The sequence below is a fragment of the Mesobacillus jeotgali genome, assembly GCF_900166585.1.
GTDB lineage: Bacteria > Bacillota > Bacilli > Bacillales > Cytobacillaceae > Mesobacillus > Mesobacillus jeotgali_A.
On record NZ_FVZC01000008.1, the window covers coordinates 777,873 to 792,296 of the forward strand.

At 41.8% G+C, this 14,424-nt stretch carries 16 protein-coding genes; 14 read left to right on the plus strand and 2 right to left on the minus strand.

Annotated elements, in window-relative coordinates; genetic code table 11:
- Nucleotides 1-205: 205 nt before the first annotated feature.
- Both B5X77_RS08950 and B5X77_RS08960 read left to right on the plus strand, forming a co-directional pair.
- The gene (locus B5X77_RS08950) at nt 206-1,552 is read left to right on the plus strand and encodes a glucose-6-phosphate isomerase (RefSeq protein WP_079507219.1); all 1,347 of its coding nucleotides are present in this window, start codon (nt 206-208) and stop codon (nt 1,550-1,552) included.
- A gap of 220 nt (nt 1,553-1,772) precedes the next feature.
- The gene (locus tag B5X77_RS08960) at nt 1,773-2,180 is read left to right on the plus strand and encodes a YugN-like family protein (RefSeq protein WP_079507223.1); all 408 of its coding nucleotides are present in this window, start codon (nt 1,773-1,775) and stop codon (nt 2,178-2,180) included.
- Here B5X77_RS08960 and B5X77_RS08965 read toward each other — a convergent pair.
- On the minus strand, nt 2,177-3,166 hold the full coding sequence (locus B5X77_RS08965; RefSeq protein WP_079507225.1) for a potassium channel family protein: 990 nt from the start codon (nt 3,164-3,166) through the stop codon (nt 2,177-2,179). The genes B5X77_RS08960 and B5X77_RS08965 overlap by 4 nt on opposite strands.
- Before the next feature lie 209 nt (nt 3,167-3,375).
- Here B5X77_RS08965 and B5X77_RS08970 point away from each other — a divergent pair, with 209 nt between their 5' ends.
- From B5X77_RS08970 to B5X77_RS09000, 7 genes are all read left to right on the plus strand, one after another.
- Nucleotides 3,376-3,582 carry a hypothetical protein gene (locus tag B5X77_RS08970; protein WP_079507227.1) on the plus strand — a complete coding sequence of 69 codons (207 nt, stop codon included), beginning with the start codon at nt 3,376-3,378 and terminating at the stop codon, nt 3,580-3,582.
- 121 nt (nt 3,583-3,703) lie between these two features.
- Nucleotides 3,704-4,288 carry an undecaprenyl phosphate transporter UptA gene (locus B5X77_RS08975; RefSeq protein ID WP_079507229.1) on the plus strand — a complete coding sequence of 195 codons (585 nt, stop codon included), beginning with the start codon at nt 3,704-3,706 and terminating at the stop codon, nt 4,286-4,288.
- 123 nt (nt 4,289-4,411) lie between these two features.
- Nucleotides 4,412-5,956, plus strand: coding sequence for a spore germination protein (locus tag B5X77_RS08980; RefSeq protein WP_257391757.1), 1,545 nt, complete (start codon nt 4,412-4,414; stop codon nt 5,954-5,956).
- A gap of 3 nt (nt 5,957-5,959) precedes the next feature.
- Nucleotides 5,960-7,060, plus strand: a complete 1,101-nt coding sequence (locus tag B5X77_RS08985) for a GerAB/ArcD/ProY family transporter (protein ID WP_079507231.1) — start codon at nt 5,960-5,962, stop codon at nt 7,058-7,060.
- The gene (locus B5X77_RS08990; RefSeq protein WP_079507233.1) at nt 7,044-8,300 is read left to right on the plus strand and encodes a Ger(x)C family spore germination protein; all 1,257 of its coding nucleotides are present in this window, start codon (nt 7,044-7,046) and stop codon (nt 8,298-8,300) included. The genes B5X77_RS08985 and B5X77_RS08990 overlap by 17 nt, the downstream gene beginning before the upstream one ends.
- Nucleotides 8,301-8,552: 252 nt before the next feature.
- Nucleotides 8,553-9,440, plus strand: coding sequence for a helix-turn-helix domain-containing protein (locus B5X77_RS08995; protein ID WP_079507235.1), 888 nt, complete (start codon nt 8,553-8,555; stop codon nt 9,438-9,440).
- Between the two features lie 50 nt (nt 9,441-9,490).
- The gene (locus B5X77_RS09000; RefSeq protein ID WP_079507237.1) at nt 9,491-9,868 is read left to right on the plus strand and encodes a hypothetical protein; all 378 of its coding nucleotides are present in this window, start codon (nt 9,491-9,493) and stop codon (nt 9,866-9,868) included.
- 156 nt (nt 9,869-10,024) lie between these two features.
- Here B5X77_RS09000 and B5X77_RS09005 read toward each other — a convergent pair whose 3' ends face one another.
- Nucleotides 10,025-10,282, minus strand: a complete 258-nt coding sequence (locus B5X77_RS09005; RefSeq protein WP_079507239.1) for a hypothetical protein — start codon at nt 10,280-10,282, stop codon at nt 10,025-10,027.
- A 105-nt stretch (nt 10,283-10,387) separates the two neighbouring features.
- On the opposite strand from B5X77_RS09005, the gene B5X77_RS09010 reads away from it, so the two are divergent.
- The 5 genes from B5X77_RS09010 to B5X77_RS09030 all read left to right on the plus strand — a co-directional run bounded on the left by B5X77_RS09010 (nt 10,388) and on the right by B5X77_RS09030 (nt 14,283).
- Nucleotides 10,388-10,966 (plus strand): TVP38/TMEM64 family protein, encoded by a 579-nt coding sequence (locus B5X77_RS09010; protein ID WP_079507240.1) that lies wholly within the window; start codon nt 10,388-10,390, stop codon nt 10,964-10,966.
- Entirely contained in the window at nt 10,956-11,966 is a 1,011-nt protein-coding gene (locus B5X77_RS09015; RefSeq protein ID WP_079507242.1) for a F510_1955 family glycosylhydrolase, read from the plus strand. The genes B5X77_RS09010 and B5X77_RS09015 overlap by 11 nt, the downstream gene beginning before the upstream one ends.
- 182 nt (nt 11,967-12,148) lie before the next feature.
- The gene (locus B5X77_RS09020) at nt 12,149-12,727 is read left to right on the plus strand and encodes a sulfurtransferase TusA family protein (protein WP_079507244.1); all 579 of its coding nucleotides are present in this window, start codon (nt 12,149-12,151) and stop codon (nt 12,725-12,727) included.
- Nucleotides 12,728-12,740: 13 nt separating this feature from the next.
- Nucleotides 12,741-13,130 carry a DsrE/DsrF/DrsH-like family protein gene (locus B5X77_RS09025; RefSeq protein WP_079507246.1) on the plus strand — a complete coding sequence of 130 codons (390 nt, stop codon included), beginning with the start codon at nt 12,741-12,743 and terminating at the stop codon, nt 13,128-13,130.
- A 31-nt stretch (nt 13,131-13,161) separates the two neighbouring features.
- Nucleotides 13,162-14,283: an MBL fold metallo-hydrolase gene (locus B5X77_RS09030; protein ID WP_079507248.1), complete on the plus strand. Its 1,122-nt coding sequence runs from the start codon at nt 13,162-13,164 to the stop codon at nt 14,281-14,283.
- The last annotated feature ends 141 nt before the right edge of the window (nt 14,284-14,424 follow it).

Here is a 14,424-nt window from a genome sequence, read left to right on the forward strand (position 1 = left end):
CGGATCCTTCTTTTTTAGGGTAAAACAGCACCGTGGTTCTTCATAAAAAGTGTTTAAAAGCGGCCAAATAGGAAAAAGATAAGCGAGTCGCAGAAGAGTAAAAAATATTTCACAATTGGACACGCTTACAAGTTGGGGTGTTTCTTGATTATTGGGATTCATTTCGATAAAGTGATAGAGAATATAAAATATTGGAGGATCAGACATGACACATGTTCGTTTTGATTACTCAAAGGCGCTTAGCTTTTTTGGTGAACACGAAGTTACATACTTAAGAGATTTTGTAAAAGTAGCACATCATTCATTACACGAAAAAACGGGTGCAGGCAGCGACTTCTTAGGCTGGATTGACCTTCCTGTAGATTATGATAAAGAAGAATTTGCCCGCATCCAGAAGTCAGCGGAAAAGATCAAGAATGATTCTGATGTCTTGCTGGTTGTCGGAATTGGCGGCTCTTATCTGGGAGCACGTGCTGCTCTGGAATTTTTACAGCACAGCTTCTATAACGCGCTTTCTAAAGAAAAGCGCAAGACTCCGCAGGTCATTTTCATTGGCAACAACATCAGTTCAACTTATATGACCGATGTGATGGACCTTTTGGATGGAAAGGACTTCTCCATCAATGTTATTTCAAAATCCGGTACAACAACCGAGCCGGCAATTGCCTTCCGTATTTTCCGCAAGCTGCTTGAAGAGAAATACGGGGCAGAGGAAGCACGAAAGCGCATTTACGCCACAACTGACAAAGCTCGTGGAGCACTAAAGACTCTCGCTGACGAGGAAGGCTACGAATCATTCGTGATTCCTGACGATGTCGGTGGACGCTATTCTGTGTTGACTGCAGTAGGCTTGCTGCCAATCGCCGTCAGCGGTTCAGATATCGAAGCTATGATGAAAGGTGCTGCACAGGCAAGGGAAGACTTCAGCAAGTCAGAACTTGAAGAAAATCCTGCCTACCAATATGCTGCAGTCCGTAACGCTCTTTACAATAAAGGCAAGACGATCGAAATGCTGATCAACTATGAGCCATCACTTCAGTACTTCTCTGAATGGTGGAAGCAGCTGTTCGGCGAAAGTGAAGGAAAAGACCAGAAGGGAATCTATCCTTCTTCAGCCAACTTCTCGACTGACCTTCACTCACTTGGACAATACGTCCAGGAAGGCCGACGTGACTTGTTTGAAACAATCATCAAAGTCGAGAAACCACGTCATGAATTGACTATTGAAGAGGCTGAAAGCGACCTTGACGGTTTGAACTATCTAGCCGGCCAAACAGTTGACTTCGTTAACAACAAAGCATTCCAGGGAACAATGCTAGCTCATACAGACGGTGGTGTACCGAACCTGGTCTTGACGATTCCACAATTGGATGAGTACACATTCGGCTACCTGGTATACTTCTTTGAAAAAGCATGCGCAATGAGCGGATACCTGCTCGGCGTAAACCCATTCGATCAGCCAGGCGTAGAAGCATACAAAGTGAACATGTTCGCATTGCTTGGAAAACCGGGATTCGAAGAAAAGAAAGCAGAATTGGAAAAGAGACTTTAATAATGCAGGAACAGGAGTACCCGACAGGTTCGGGTGCTCCTTTTTTCACGGATGAAGAATGGTGAAAATCACGTAAATTTTCCAATTCGAGAAGCCATGACGGCCAAAAAATGGCATCGATACAGAAGAAGTGTCCGTCACCAAGCAGAGCTTTCTGTACTTATTAATTCGTGTCTTTTGGTTAAAACTAAGCAAAACACATGGAAAGGCGGACTAACCATTGATCGAGATACAATCTGAGCTTGAGGGCAAACATTTTGATCTTTTTAAATTGGAACAGATGCTTAAACCGTTAGGATACTCGATAGGGGGTAACTGGGATTACGACCATGGGGCTTTTGATTACAAAATAGATGATGAGGTTGGCTACCAATTTTTGCGGCTGCCTTTTAAGGCTATTGATGGCCAGTTAGACTCAAAGGGCTGCACGGTTGCCTTGCAGCGTCCATTCCTGATTTCGCACAAATATCAGCGAGGAATAGATGACCATGCGGAGATAGGGAATGCCAGCGCATCCTTCAACCAGTTCCAGGAACCGGTGGATAAGGATGCGAGCTTTCCGGAAAAGTACATCGAAGTTGGGCGTTCGCTTGTCCGTGAAGTAGAATCTGCCTTATTGCCACATTAATCGTTTGAAATGGCGAGAAGCTGATCATCATATTTGATCTTGATATTGTTTAGGGGGCTGACGATTACGTTATCCCCTCTTTTTATTCCAATCAAAATAATCTTCCGTTCCCTCTGCAAAAAACTGCTGGCTTCCGGGAAGTCCTTGTTGATCAGGGAAGCTTCTGCCTCAATATAAGACAAGTGTTTCCCGTTTAATTCGCCGAGCAAATCCAATAAAGGGCTCACCACCTCAGGGGAGGAGATGCTGTTTAAAAGGACCGCGCTAGTTAAAGCATTAGTGGGGATCAGCTCATCCGCTCCAGCCCTCCTTGCGTTATTAATCTGTTCGCTAGTTTGAATTTCAGCAATGCAGCGGATATCCGGATTCAATCCTTTTATGGCAAGCAGCGTAAGGATTGTATTCATGTCAGCCTGGAGTTCATCAAGGTTTTGGTCGGAAGTAATAATCACTTTCTTTGCTGTAGAGATGCCGGCATTCAATAAGGTTTCATCCTTGTTTGCACGCCCCCTTATGAAATGGACATTATCATCCTTAATCGGATTAGACCCCAGGGTGTCATCTACAAGGATGAGTGATTCAGTTTTAATCAGAGATCTTAAAATCGTACGAGACCTTTCGTTCCATCCAATGATAATGATATGCCCGTTGCCTTTAAAACCTACTCTCCCCTCCGAGTAAGCATTCTGTTTGTTAACAGTTGCCGCAGAAAGATGGATAAAATAAGATGACAAAAAGCCTGTCCCTACCAGCAGCAGGATCATTCCTGTAACTCTTCCTGCAACAGAAACCGGGTAAAAATCCCCGTATCCGACTGTTGATGCCGTAATGATTGCCCACCAGACGCCATCAAAAATGGTCGGAAAGCTTTTGGGCTCTATATAATGAATGAGCGAGCCAAACAGAAAAATCATCACAGCAGCAATCATCAGGATCCTTGCCAAAATAGGCAGCCTGATAAAGCGCATGTATAAATGGTTCGTCATTTTGATTCCTCCTCTTTTCTTCTTGTTATATGTATGAAAACAATATTTACTTTTCCCTTTTTTCCTACTCAAAAACAGGTGTAGGAAGATTTATGTAATTCTATTCTTGTCGAGCACAATATTTTTTACACAAAAAAGTCAAAATTGTTCATTAGCCCGTACCGAGACAGATGTTCATACATATGCTGGGAGTAAAGGAGGGATAATCAATGTCGTTCAGTAACTCTAATTTGTTTGTATTTCTTGCAGCCATTGTGGCTGGATGGGTACTTTTCAGATTTGCTCCTGCATCACTTGCTGCACTTTTAGGCTTGCCATTCTTAAAATTAATCGGGCTTGTCATCATCCTGATCTTTGCACTTGTCATTATTTACATCGGCCTTAGGATTTTACTGAGAGGCGGCTGGCGCTGCTAGCTTCTCCTTTAAAAAGAACCTGTCCAAAGGGCAGGTTCTTCTTCGTGTACAGGAAAAGTAGAAATAAACTTGGACATACATAAATATATTTTTAAAAGTGAGCGGAATAGGAGTGGTGTAAATGCATGAATTTGTCGGGACTGTACTGGACTGGCTTTCGAGCCTTGGGTACTTGGGAATTGCCCTCGGTTTGATGCTTGAAGTCATCCCAAGTGAAATTGTCCTTGGATATGGAGGGTATATGATTTCTGAAGGCACTATTGATTTTGCAGGTGCAGTAGTCGCGGGAACCATTGGCGGGACGATTGCCCAGCTGTTCCTGTACTGGCTTGGATATTTCGGCGGCCGTCCTGTTCTGGAAAAGTACGGTAAATACTTATTGATCAATCATCACCATCTGGAATTATCGGAAAAATGGTTCAAACAATATGGGTCAGGTGTCATTTTTTCGGCGAGATTCATTCCAGTAGTTCGGCACGCGATATCGATACCAGCAGGAATTGCAGGCATGTCAGCAATAAAGTTCACGCTTTATACGATTGCTGCAATGATTCCGTGGACCATATTTTTTCTATATCTAGGAATCGTTCTTGGCGAAAATTGGTCAGGCATCAAGGACGCCGCCAAACCGTACATAATTCCGATCAGTATTATTGCACTGGGAGCAGGGGCCGTGTATCTGCTGGCGGCACGAAAAAAAAGATAAGGACTAACAAGCTCAGGAAGCCTCCTGAGTTTTTTTATGTGGGTAAACCTCATAAAACATAGCAACTTAGTAAAGGTTAAGATAAGGAAACAAGGTAACTGGAATCGCGGGGAGTAGATTATTATGTTGAAGGAAATGCTCAGGCTGATTACAAAACAGCAAAAGAACCCTGCTCCCGCAGTAGATGATCTGAAGGGAGAGCAGGAGTCCCTTAAGGAAAAGGGATTCAGCAGAAATCTTCAGGAGAATTTATCGATTTTAAAACAGCTTTACAGTATTCCTGAAAATAAGGATATTAAATTGCGAGAATTGTTTCTAGACGGCTTCAATAAGCACGCGGCGCTTGTGTTTATTAGCACAATTACAGATGTTAAGAGTATAGAAGAAAATATCCTAAAGCCTTTAACTGAAAATACTGCTTCTATTAAAAAGGTGAAGGATATAGTTGCGATACAAATGGTGAATGAAATTACCATATTCAAGGATGCAGTCAAAGATATTAACAAAGGCAATGCGCTGCTCATAGTGGATGGAGAACCGAAGGCATATATTTTGGATTGTCCAGACTTTAAAAGCAGGGCGATAGAAAAACCGGATAGTGAAATTCTCATCAAGGGACCCAAGGAAGCGTTCAATGAAAAAGCTGTAGCAAATATTTCATTAATCAGAAAAAAAATCAGGAACGAAAACCTTATGGTTGAAGTAGTGGAAGTTTCGAAGCGGTCCCACAATGATGTTTTTATCCTGTATATTCGCGGCCTTGCCAATGAAAAGTTAATTGACAATATCAAGGAAAGACTGGGCAGCTTAGAGGTGAATGCGATCCAAAACCTCTCACTGCTGGAAGAATACATTGAGGAACGAAACTACTCTTTATTTCCGAGTATGCTTTCAACAGAAAGGCCTGACAGGGCAGCTTCATTTTTAGAGGATGGTTATATCGCCCTATTAATGGATAACTCACCTGATAGTCTTGTTCTTCCGGCAACATTTTGGTCTTTTTTCCATACGCCCGAAGATCATTATCTTAGGTTTTTTTATGGGAACTTTACGAGGGCATTAAGAATGACTGCTCTTTTCATCACGCTTTTCACTTCTGCTATTTACATATCAATAACCACTTTCCATGCTGAAATGATTCCGCCAGATTTGCTCCTGGCAATTGCGGCTTCAAGGGAAAAGGTTCCTTTTCCTGCGGTGATCGAAATTTTAATCATGGAGCTCGCATTTGAATTAATCAGGGAAGCGGGATTGCGTGTCCCAAGCCCAATTGGCCCGACCATCGGTATTGTAGGAGCACTTATCCTTGGACAGGCAGCTGTTGAAGCGAATATTATCAGTCCGATTGTCATTATAGTTGTCGCACTGGGCGGGCTCAGTTCGTTTGCAGTCAGTGATATTAGTTTGAATTTCGCTGTTAGGCTTACTCGCTTTCTATTTATCCTGTGTGCCGCGATGATGGGGATTTATGGTATGACAGCAATATTTGTCGGGGGCTTATTTTATATGGTTTCGATCAAGTCATTTGGTGTGCCTTATTTAGCTCCTATGTCACCAAATTTCAAGTCATCCAAGGATACGATTTTCCGCAGGTTAACGAAAAATGAAAGGTTAAGGCCCGGCTTCTTAAAAACGACAGATTTACAAAAAAAGACTAATGGAGAATAGGCGATGAGACAGGATCAGGGGAAAATTGGCATAAAAGAATATTTCGCGATTATCTCGTTGACCGTTGGAGCGAAGTTAAGTGATGATACCCCTGCGATCATTTACGAAAATGCCAAAAATGCAGGCTGGATGTCAGCGTTGCTAATCGGTATTTTTTCATTTGTTCCTATCATTTTATTAATAAAAGTGTATTCAGCGCATAAAGGGAAAAACCTGCATGAAATTTTGCTGCACCTTTTTGGAAAGGTTTTCGGTACTCTCCTATCTATTGTAATGTTAATTGGCGGGACAGCAGCAGTGATTGCGGATTCAGGGACCTACGTCGACATCATTGGCTCGATGTATTTTACGAAAACACCAGCAATCATTCTTTACATACTTTTGATGGTAATTTGTGCTTATGGAGCAAAGAGGGGCATCGAACAGATAGGGACAGTTTCCTGGCTGCTGCTTCCATATATTAAGATTACTCTGTTCGTAGCGCTTGTGTTTACATTTCGAAAAGGCACAATAGGTTATCTATTCCCGTTCTGGGGTGAAGCGCCTCTTGAAGTTGCAAAAGCATCGGTTAAAAACGTTTCGATCTTTATTGATTTTCTCTATCTTGCTTTAATTATGCCGCTCGTCTCCTCGTATAAGGACATGAAAAAGGGAACGCTCCTAGGTCTTGTTTTTATCACTTTTGAGCTAAGTCTGGCACTTGTGGCGTTCGTTGTTTTATTTGATTACACTACTGCTGAAATGTTGAACTATCCTTTTCACGAAACAATCCGATTTATTCAAATAGGCTTTTTAGCAAACGTAGAGACATTGTTTTTCCCCTTTTGGCTGGTTGCAACTTTTATCCGGTTTTCTTTTTATCTATATCTAATTGCAACGTTACTGGGAGGTATTCTGAAAATTAAGGAGTTTGAATATCTCATTCCATTGATCGCGACAATTATCTTATTAATAGGAATTTCACCGGATGCCCCATCCATTTATCTCTATGTAATAAGGGAAAAAGTACTTGTATTATTGAGCCCTGCCTTCATGATTCTTCCGCCATTGATGTGGATCGTGGCAAAAATTCGGGGGGATTTTAAGAATGAAACTTCACTCTAAAATAATCAAGATGATTATTCTCATGGCCGTTACATTAAGCCTTTCTGGGTGCTGGGATCATAAAGAACTAGACGAAAAAGCCTATGTCATCGGTATAGGGCTTGATAAGCATAAGGCAGAGGGAAAGGTTAAAGTAACCTATCTCATCGCAAATCCTGAGGTAGGTTCTCAGCAGACTGCAGGAGGAGCGAATGAGCCGCCACAGGAAATTGTGACTATTGTTGCCGATGATTTTATTTCATCACGAAATACAGCAAATACAGTAGTGGCGAAGGAAATTTCCTATGATCTCTTGCAGGTTATGATAGTTTCCGAAGAATTAGCGAGTGACCCGGATTTTATCCGGGTGATATACAGCGCAACCAAGGACAGGGAAATTAAGCGAAGTACACAATTCATAGTCACCAGGGAAGAAGCAGTTGAATTTATAAAAGAAAATAAACCAAAAATTGAAACGAGGCCTCACAAATTCTTGGAGCTAATGATTGAACGGGGCCAGGAAACAGGTATGATTCCTGAAGCTGACCTGAATAGTTTTTTTCGGATCACAGAAGCTGATGCGGATTTATATCTGGCCATTTACGCTACAACCCAAAAGATAGAGAAAGATGAAATGCAAACGACTGATGATGACCTGCTGGCCGGGGAGATACAAGTGCAGGGCACGACAACCAATGCCCAGTTCATTGGCTCCGCAGTCTTTAAAGAAGGAAAGATGATTGGGAAAATTACAGGGGAAGAGACAAGGATATCTAGTTTATTGGACAGTACATGGGTTACTGAGGATATCCTGACTGCATTTAAAGATCCGTTTAATGAAAAATATAAGCTTTCGGCAAGAATCTCTCAAAAACGAGATAATAAGTATAAGCTGATAACTGGAAAAGGCAGGCCAATCATTGAAATAGATGTTCCGTTATTTATAGAAGTATACAGTGACCCCAGCATGATCAACTACGCGAAGAATCATGAGAAGGTGGAAAAACTTAAAGAGTCTCTTACTGCTGCCATAGAAAAAAACTTCACTGAATTTATTGCTTATAGTCAGAAGGAGTTTAAAGGAGAAACCTTCAATCTATCCATTCCGATGAGAAGGGAATTTGCTACTCTCCGGGAATTCAGGAAATTTGATTGGATGCACACCTTTCCGGACACGGAAGTGAAGGTGAATGTCTTGATTCGATTTGGTGAATTTGGACGCCAGACAAAACTGCCTAATCTTGAAGAGGTGAGGGATTAGATGATGTTGGTTATGTGGATCGCCATAGCTTTAATCATAGCGTATTATATATTATTCGGTATCGCGCTGTGGCGGCAAAAAAACAAGATTGGATCGCTTGTTGTCATACTTTTGTCGTTAGCATGCATCGCACTCCACTACTTTTCCTATCGATGAGTCTTATAATTGAGCCTGTTTCACCTACAAATTTTTTAATTTTACAAACACTATGATAATATAGAATAAAATCATTCGTTTAAATGGGGTGTAGGGATGGGCCTGGTTGGATATAACTTCGGAGAAATTCTTAGGTCATCAAGAGTTTTTAAAGGATTGACTGCAGTGCAGTTAGCGGACGGTATTTGTTCTGAAGAGGAAATCATTCAATTTGAAAAAGAAGAGAAATATCCAACAATTGATCAATTATTTAAAATCGCATCAAAGCTTGAGGTAGAGCTTAACCATTTTTTCGATATTACTTCCACCGACACGTTTAACTATGCAATCGCTGTCACTGAATTGATCAAAAATTATAAAAGAGAGCGGGACTATGACGCTATCAATGAAATAATCCAGAAGGAACAGGATAATGCCCTTTTCAAGCACACGTCCTTCAAGCAATTCTTAGTATGGCACCAGGGTATCTGCACTTATTACCTGGAAGAAGATAAACTGAAATCCATCGACTTGCTGGACCAGGCATTGGCCATGAGCCATCATGAACAGGCAAACATGACTGAACGCGAAATTGAAATTTTGACCAGTATGGCCATCATCGAAAAGGATAGCGGAAACCTGGACAAGTCTGTTGAACTTTTCCAGAAGGCCTTGAACCAGCTGACAGAGCTTCCGCAGGTCCAGGATTCAAGCATCTGGCTAAGGATTCTTTATGGTCTTGCACAGGCTTTGTCGAAGCTTGAGAAATATGAGGATTCACTCATTTATTGCAGCAAAGGGATTGATAATTGTATATATGAAGAAAATATGTATTTATTTGGAGAACTTCATTACCAAGCAGGCATGAATTTCATTAAATTGGGTATAGAAAACAAAGGCAAGGAATATCTTGAAAAAGCAGTGATGATCTTCAATCTGCAGAAGAATGAGAAGTATGCGAGTTTAGTAAAGACTGAAATGGAAAAATTATTGAAGTTTTGCTGAGTTTATATGATTGTTAAAAATAGGGCTCCAAGAGCAGAGGAGGCATAAGCATGAAGAAAGCTTTCTTAATGATTGCAATAGCCGCGGGATTTGCGGGTGTTATCAATTTAAGTACAATGACTATAAATATTGCAGACCTGCCATCTCAACATTCACCGGAAGGCACCGATTTAGCTGATTTGCCATCCCAGCACTCACAAAGAGGTATCGAAGTAGCAGACCTTCCATCCCAGCACTCACAAAGAGGTATCGAAGTAGCTGACCTGCCGTCACAGCACTCACAAAGAGGTATCGAAGTAGCTGACCTGCCGTCACAGCACTCGCAAAGCGGTATTGAAGTAGCAGACCTGCCGTCACAGCACTCGCAAAGCGGTATTGAAGTAGCAGACCTGCCATCGCAGCATGTTTATAGTGATGTATTCATTTAAGAAGGTTTCTCAGACAGCCTGGACCATTTGTCCAGGTTGTTTTTTATGGGATAAAATATTTGTAGTTTTAACCTTTCTTCTTAATCTTCAGCTAAAATAAGAAAAGGCTCCGGATAAATCCAGAACCTTACTTTTAAAGCTAAAATTGTCCAGTTATCAATCAACAATATCCATATGGCTGCCATCCATCATTTTAAAGTTTTTGCTAGGCATGGCACCAGTTGTTCCGTGGCAGTTATTGTACATTTGCTTGACCTCTTCATTGGACAAGCCCGGGTGCATTTTTTCGATTAAAGGCTTCATCTGGCCAAAATTGAGAATGCCTTTTCCCTCTGTGCCGTCTTCTGCCAGGGCAACAGTAGTTGCACCCAGGATCATTGCTGCACTTAATAAACTTAAAGATAGTTTTTTCATTTTTCAGGTCAGCTCCTTTCGTTTATATATAAATTTTAGCGAGACAGTTTGCAAAAACTTAGCAGAAGCAGTGACAAATTCATGTATTTTTACCGGAGGCTTGGAATGGGGTTATTAGAAACTTTATCTGGCCAGCCAGTATGGCTGGCAATGTTAATCAGCCTTTCAGTCAGTATCACCATTTCGGTGCTGGGTATTATTCCTAGTGCGTTTGTTACGGCCGCTAATATTCTTTATTTTGGATTTGGCGGCGGGCTTGTACTTTCAATTGCAGGTGAAGCAGCAGGTGCCATCATCAGCTTTTTTCTTTATCGAAAAGGCATTAGAAAACTGGGACAAAAAATAAATAACCACAAACCCACAAAGGTATTGGAGCGCCTTAAGAGAACTGCAGGACCTGAGGCGTTTGTCCTCGTGATATTATTGCGGCTTTTCCCATTCGCTCCTTCGGGTTTAGTGACGTTAGCGGCCTCTTACAGTAAAATGGGAGCACCCGCTTTTATGGTATCAAGTACGATCGGAAAAATCCCTGCCCTTTTGATCGAAGCATATTCAGTTAAGACTTTGCTGGGCTGGAAAACGGAGTATCAGCTGGCAATGGCCATTTTTGCGATTGCGGCGGGTGTCTGCTACTATTATTGGACAACGAAGAAAAGAAAACGGAGGAAGACAAATGAAGAATAGAATCATATTTCTGGCCGCAGCTATGGCTTTTATCATGATGATATTTGCAGGTTGTACGGGCACGGAAGAAAAGCAGGAACCCGCTCAAAAACAGGAATCCACTGAAAAACAGCAGAGCACTGACAAGAATATAACAAGTGATATAAGTGAAGAAGAGTTCATCAAAAAAGCATCTTCACAGAAAATTGATCATGTCCATGGATTAGGGTATCCAGGTAATGATAAAGGGCTATATATTGCCACGCATAATGGTCTGAAGATGTTTATTAACGGAGAGTGGCTGGAGACTGCCGGACAAAACCACGATTATATGGGTTTTCAGGCAACAGCAGATGGTTTCTACGCAAGCGGTCATCCGGAAAAAGGTTCAGATTTAAAGAATCCGCTTGGCATCGTGAAAAGTACTGATAAGGGCAAAACACTAGAAAAAATTGCATTTTATGGTGAAAGTGATTTCCACTTCCTTTCAGTTGGCTACAAGGAAAAGGTCGTGTACTTAATTAATGAAGAGCCTAATTCAGAGTTAGAAAGAGGCGTATATCAATCCAAAGATCAGGCAAGAAGCTGGGAGACTGTTAAAATGAACGGTCTGGAGGCAAGCACACTTGGAATGATGGCAGTCCATCCGGAAAATGGCGGAACATTTGCGATGGCAACAAAAGAAGGGATCTTCATGACCGATGATTACGGGGAGAATATGAGGAAGTCTGGAGAATTTGAAATGGTAACTGCAGCGGCTTTTTCCAAGGATGCTCTGTTTATATCTCCGGTTCAAGAGCAAAAGATTAAGATGTTTAAGCTCAATCCCAGCCAGGAAGGAACAGCTGAAGAGCTTTCAATCCCGCATCTTAATCATGATAATCCTATTACATATATAGCCGCTGATCCCAATCAGGAAGGAAGAATAGCTTTCATGACCATCTTGAACGATCTTTACGAGTCAGAGGATGGGGGCAAGACATGGAAGCAATTGCTGGTTAATGGTAAAATTGAGCAATAATTAGCAGCCAATTTATAAGGAAGAAGAACAATGAACAGCAGCCAGGATATTGGTTGCTGTTTTTATTTATTTTTTAAATAATGCGCATAAAATTTACCGTATGAGGTATAAGAGTAAGGGCGATTTTTGCCGTATGGATTGTGCAAATTCATAAATACTAACGAGTAGGAAGGGGGATTACTATGTCGATTTCTGCGGATAAAATACTGGATGCAAAGGGACTGGCGTGCCCGATGCCGATTGTCAAGACAAAGAAATCCATGAATGAACTGGAGCCTGGCCAGGTTATTGAAGTACAGGCAACTGATAAAGGATCAACAACGGATTTAAAAGCATGGGCTCAAAGTACTGGCAATCAATACCTTGGCACAATTACCGATGGAGATGTACTAAAACATTATCTCCGCAAAGCTAGTGAAGATGAACTCAGCAATGAATCGCCTCACCCTTATACAGCCACTCTTGAAGAAGTACTGGCAAAGCTGGAAGGTAATGAAAAAATTACGATTCTTGATGTCAGAGAATCCGCTGAGTATGCATTCGGACATATTCCAAATGCAAAATCTATTCCACTTGGAGAACTGGAGCAGCGTTTCAATGAATTGGATCCTGAAGAGGATGTCTATATCATATGCCGTTCTGGATCGAGAAGTGATATGGCAGCGAAAAAGCTTGCTGAAAAGGGATTTAAGAAAACGATAAATGTTGTTTCTGGAATGAAGGACTGGACAGGCCCTGCCGAAACATCAGTTGAAAAATAGAGGAGGAACCATAATGAAAGTAGCTATTATCGCCTCAAACGGCGGAATGTTTGACGCTTATAAAGTTTTCAATATCGCGACTGCAGCAGCAGCAACAGACGCGGAAGTAGGAATTTTTTTCACATTCGAAGGACTTAACCTGATCCATAAGGAGGCGCACAAGCAACTTCCTATGCCTGCAGGAACAGAGCACTTCCAGGAAGGGTTCAAAAGAGAAAACGTTCCTCCTGTAGAGCAGCTTGTAGAAATGGCTTCAGAAATGGGCGTTAAAATGATTGCCTGCCAGATGACAATGGATGTTATGTCCCTAGAAAAAGACCAGTTTGTCGAAGGGATCGATGTAGGCGGCGCGGCTTCTTTCCTTCATTTCGCAAGCGATGCTGACATTACACTGACATTCTAAATTTATTGCTGAAAAAAATAGGAGGTACAAAATGGCTAAGACCATCTCAGTTAAGGAGCTGGCCCAAAAAGTCATTCATCATGAAGATCTTTTCATCCTCGATGCAAGGAATACGGATGATTTCGATGACTGGAAAATTGAGGGCCGTCATGTAAAAGTCCATAACACACCATATTTTGATCTCCTTGAAGGTGTTGATCCTGTCATGAATGTCCTGCCGAAGGATAAGGACATTTATGTTGTATGTGCTAAAGGCGGCTCGTCTCAGTTTGTTGCTGATCAGATTGAAGAAGCTGGGTTTACGGATGTTTACTCAATTGAAGGCGGCATGAAAGCCTGGAGTGAGCATTTAGAACCTATTAAGATTGGTGACCTTAAAAATGGCGGATCGCTTTATCAATTCGTCCGTATCGGAAAGGGCTGTCTCTCCTACCTTGTTGAATCAAATGGTGAGGCTGCCATCATCGATACAAACAGGATGATTGAACAATACGAGGAGTTCATGTCAGGCCGGGATTTCAAATTGGTCGCCCTGCTTGATACTCACCTTCATGCTGACCATATTTCAGGAGGAAGAAAGCTGGCCGAAAAAGCGGGAGCTAAATACTATCTTCCTCTAAAAGACGCCGAAGAAGTTACATTCTATTATGAACCACTCCAGGATGGAGATGAAATTAAGGTGGGGAACACGGTTATCAAGGCATTGTACTCTCCAGGGCATACAATCGGAAGTACATCTTTTATCATTGATGACCAGTATCTGCTGACTGGTGACATTCTATTCATCGATTCCATCGGACGCCCTGACCTTGCTGGCCTGGCCCAGGACTGGGTAGGCGACTTGAGGAACACCTTATACGGACGCTACAAAGAGCTCGCCGATCAATTGGTGGTCCTTCCAGCCCACTATATGGGAATCAATGAAATGAATGATGACGGCAGTATCTCTGAAAAACTTGGCGTCCTTTATGCAGAGAACCATGGTTTGCAAATAGACAGTGAAGAGGCATTCAGGAAGACAGTAACCGAAAACCTTCCTCCGCAGCCTAACTCCTATCAGGAAATAAGGCAGATGAATATGGGTAAAATAAACCCGGATATCGAAGAACAGCGGGAAATGGAAATCGGTCCTAACCGGTGCGCAGTTCGATAATGGCAAAAGTGGCGAAACTCTTTACAATCGTTTAGAAGAGTTGTACGCTGACTCTTCAAGAAGGGATACCTTATGACAAGGGTATCCCATTTTTCCTAATAAAGCCTTTTCCAAAAGTATCTTGAAGCAGGATGTTTATGA

Coding starts and splice junctions, on each gene's coding strand:
- B5X77_RS09005 (WP_079507239.1), bottom strand. CDS start 10,282: ATGAAAAAACTATCTTTAAGTTTATTAAGTGCAGCAATGATCCTGGGT.
- B5X77_RS08950 (WP_079507219.1), top strand. CDS start 206: ATGACACATGTTCGTTTTGATTACTCAAAGGCGCTTAGCTTTTTTGGT.
- B5X77_RS09015 (WP_079507242.1), top strand. CDS start 10,956: ATGAAGAATAGAATCATATTTCTGGCCGCAGCTATGGCTTTTATCATG.
- B5X77_RS08985 (WP_079507231.1), top strand. CDS start 5,960: ATGAGACAGGATCAGGGGAAAATTGGCATAAAAGAATATTTCGCGATT.
- B5X77_RS09030 (WP_079507248.1), top strand. CDS start 13,162: ATGGCTAAGACCATCTCAGTTAAGGAGCTGGCCCAAAAAGTCATTCAT.
- B5X77_RS09010 (WP_079507240.1), top strand. CDS start 10,388: ATGGGGTTATTAGAAACTTTATCTGGCCAGCCAGTATGGCTGGCAATG.
- B5X77_RS08995 (WP_079507235.1), top strand. CDS start 8,553: ATGGGCCTGGTTGGATATAACTTCGGAGAAATTCTTAGGTCATCAAGA.
- B5X77_RS09000 (WP_079507237.1), top strand. CDS start 9,491: ATGAAGAAAGCTTTCTTAATGATTGCAATAGCCGCGGGATTTGCGGGT.
- B5X77_RS09020 (WP_079507244.1), top strand. CDS start 12,149: ATGTCGATTTCTGCGGATAAAATACTGGATGCAAAGGGACTGGCGTGC.
- B5X77_RS08980 (WP_257391757.1), top strand. CDS start 4,412: ATGTTGAAGGAAATGCTCAGGCTGATTACAAAACAGCAAAAGAACCCT.
- B5X77_RS08965 (WP_079507225.1), bottom strand. CDS start 3,166: ATGACGAACCATTTATACATGCGCTTTATCAGGCTGCCTATTTTGGCA.
- B5X77_RS08970 (WP_079507227.1), top strand. CDS start 3,376: ATGTCGTTCAGTAACTCTAATTTGTTTGTATTTCTTGCAGCCATTGTG.
- B5X77_RS08990 (WP_079507233.1), top strand. CDS start 7,044: ATGAAACTTCACTCTAAAATAATCAAGATGATTATTCTCATGGCCGTT.
- B5X77_RS08975 (WP_079507229.1), top strand. CDS start 3,704: ATGCATGAATTTGTCGGGACTGTACTGGACTGGCTTTCGAGCCTTGGG.
- B5X77_RS09025 (WP_079507246.1), top strand. CDS start 12,741: ATGAAAGTAGCTATTATCGCCTCAAACGGCGGAATGTTTGACGCTTAT.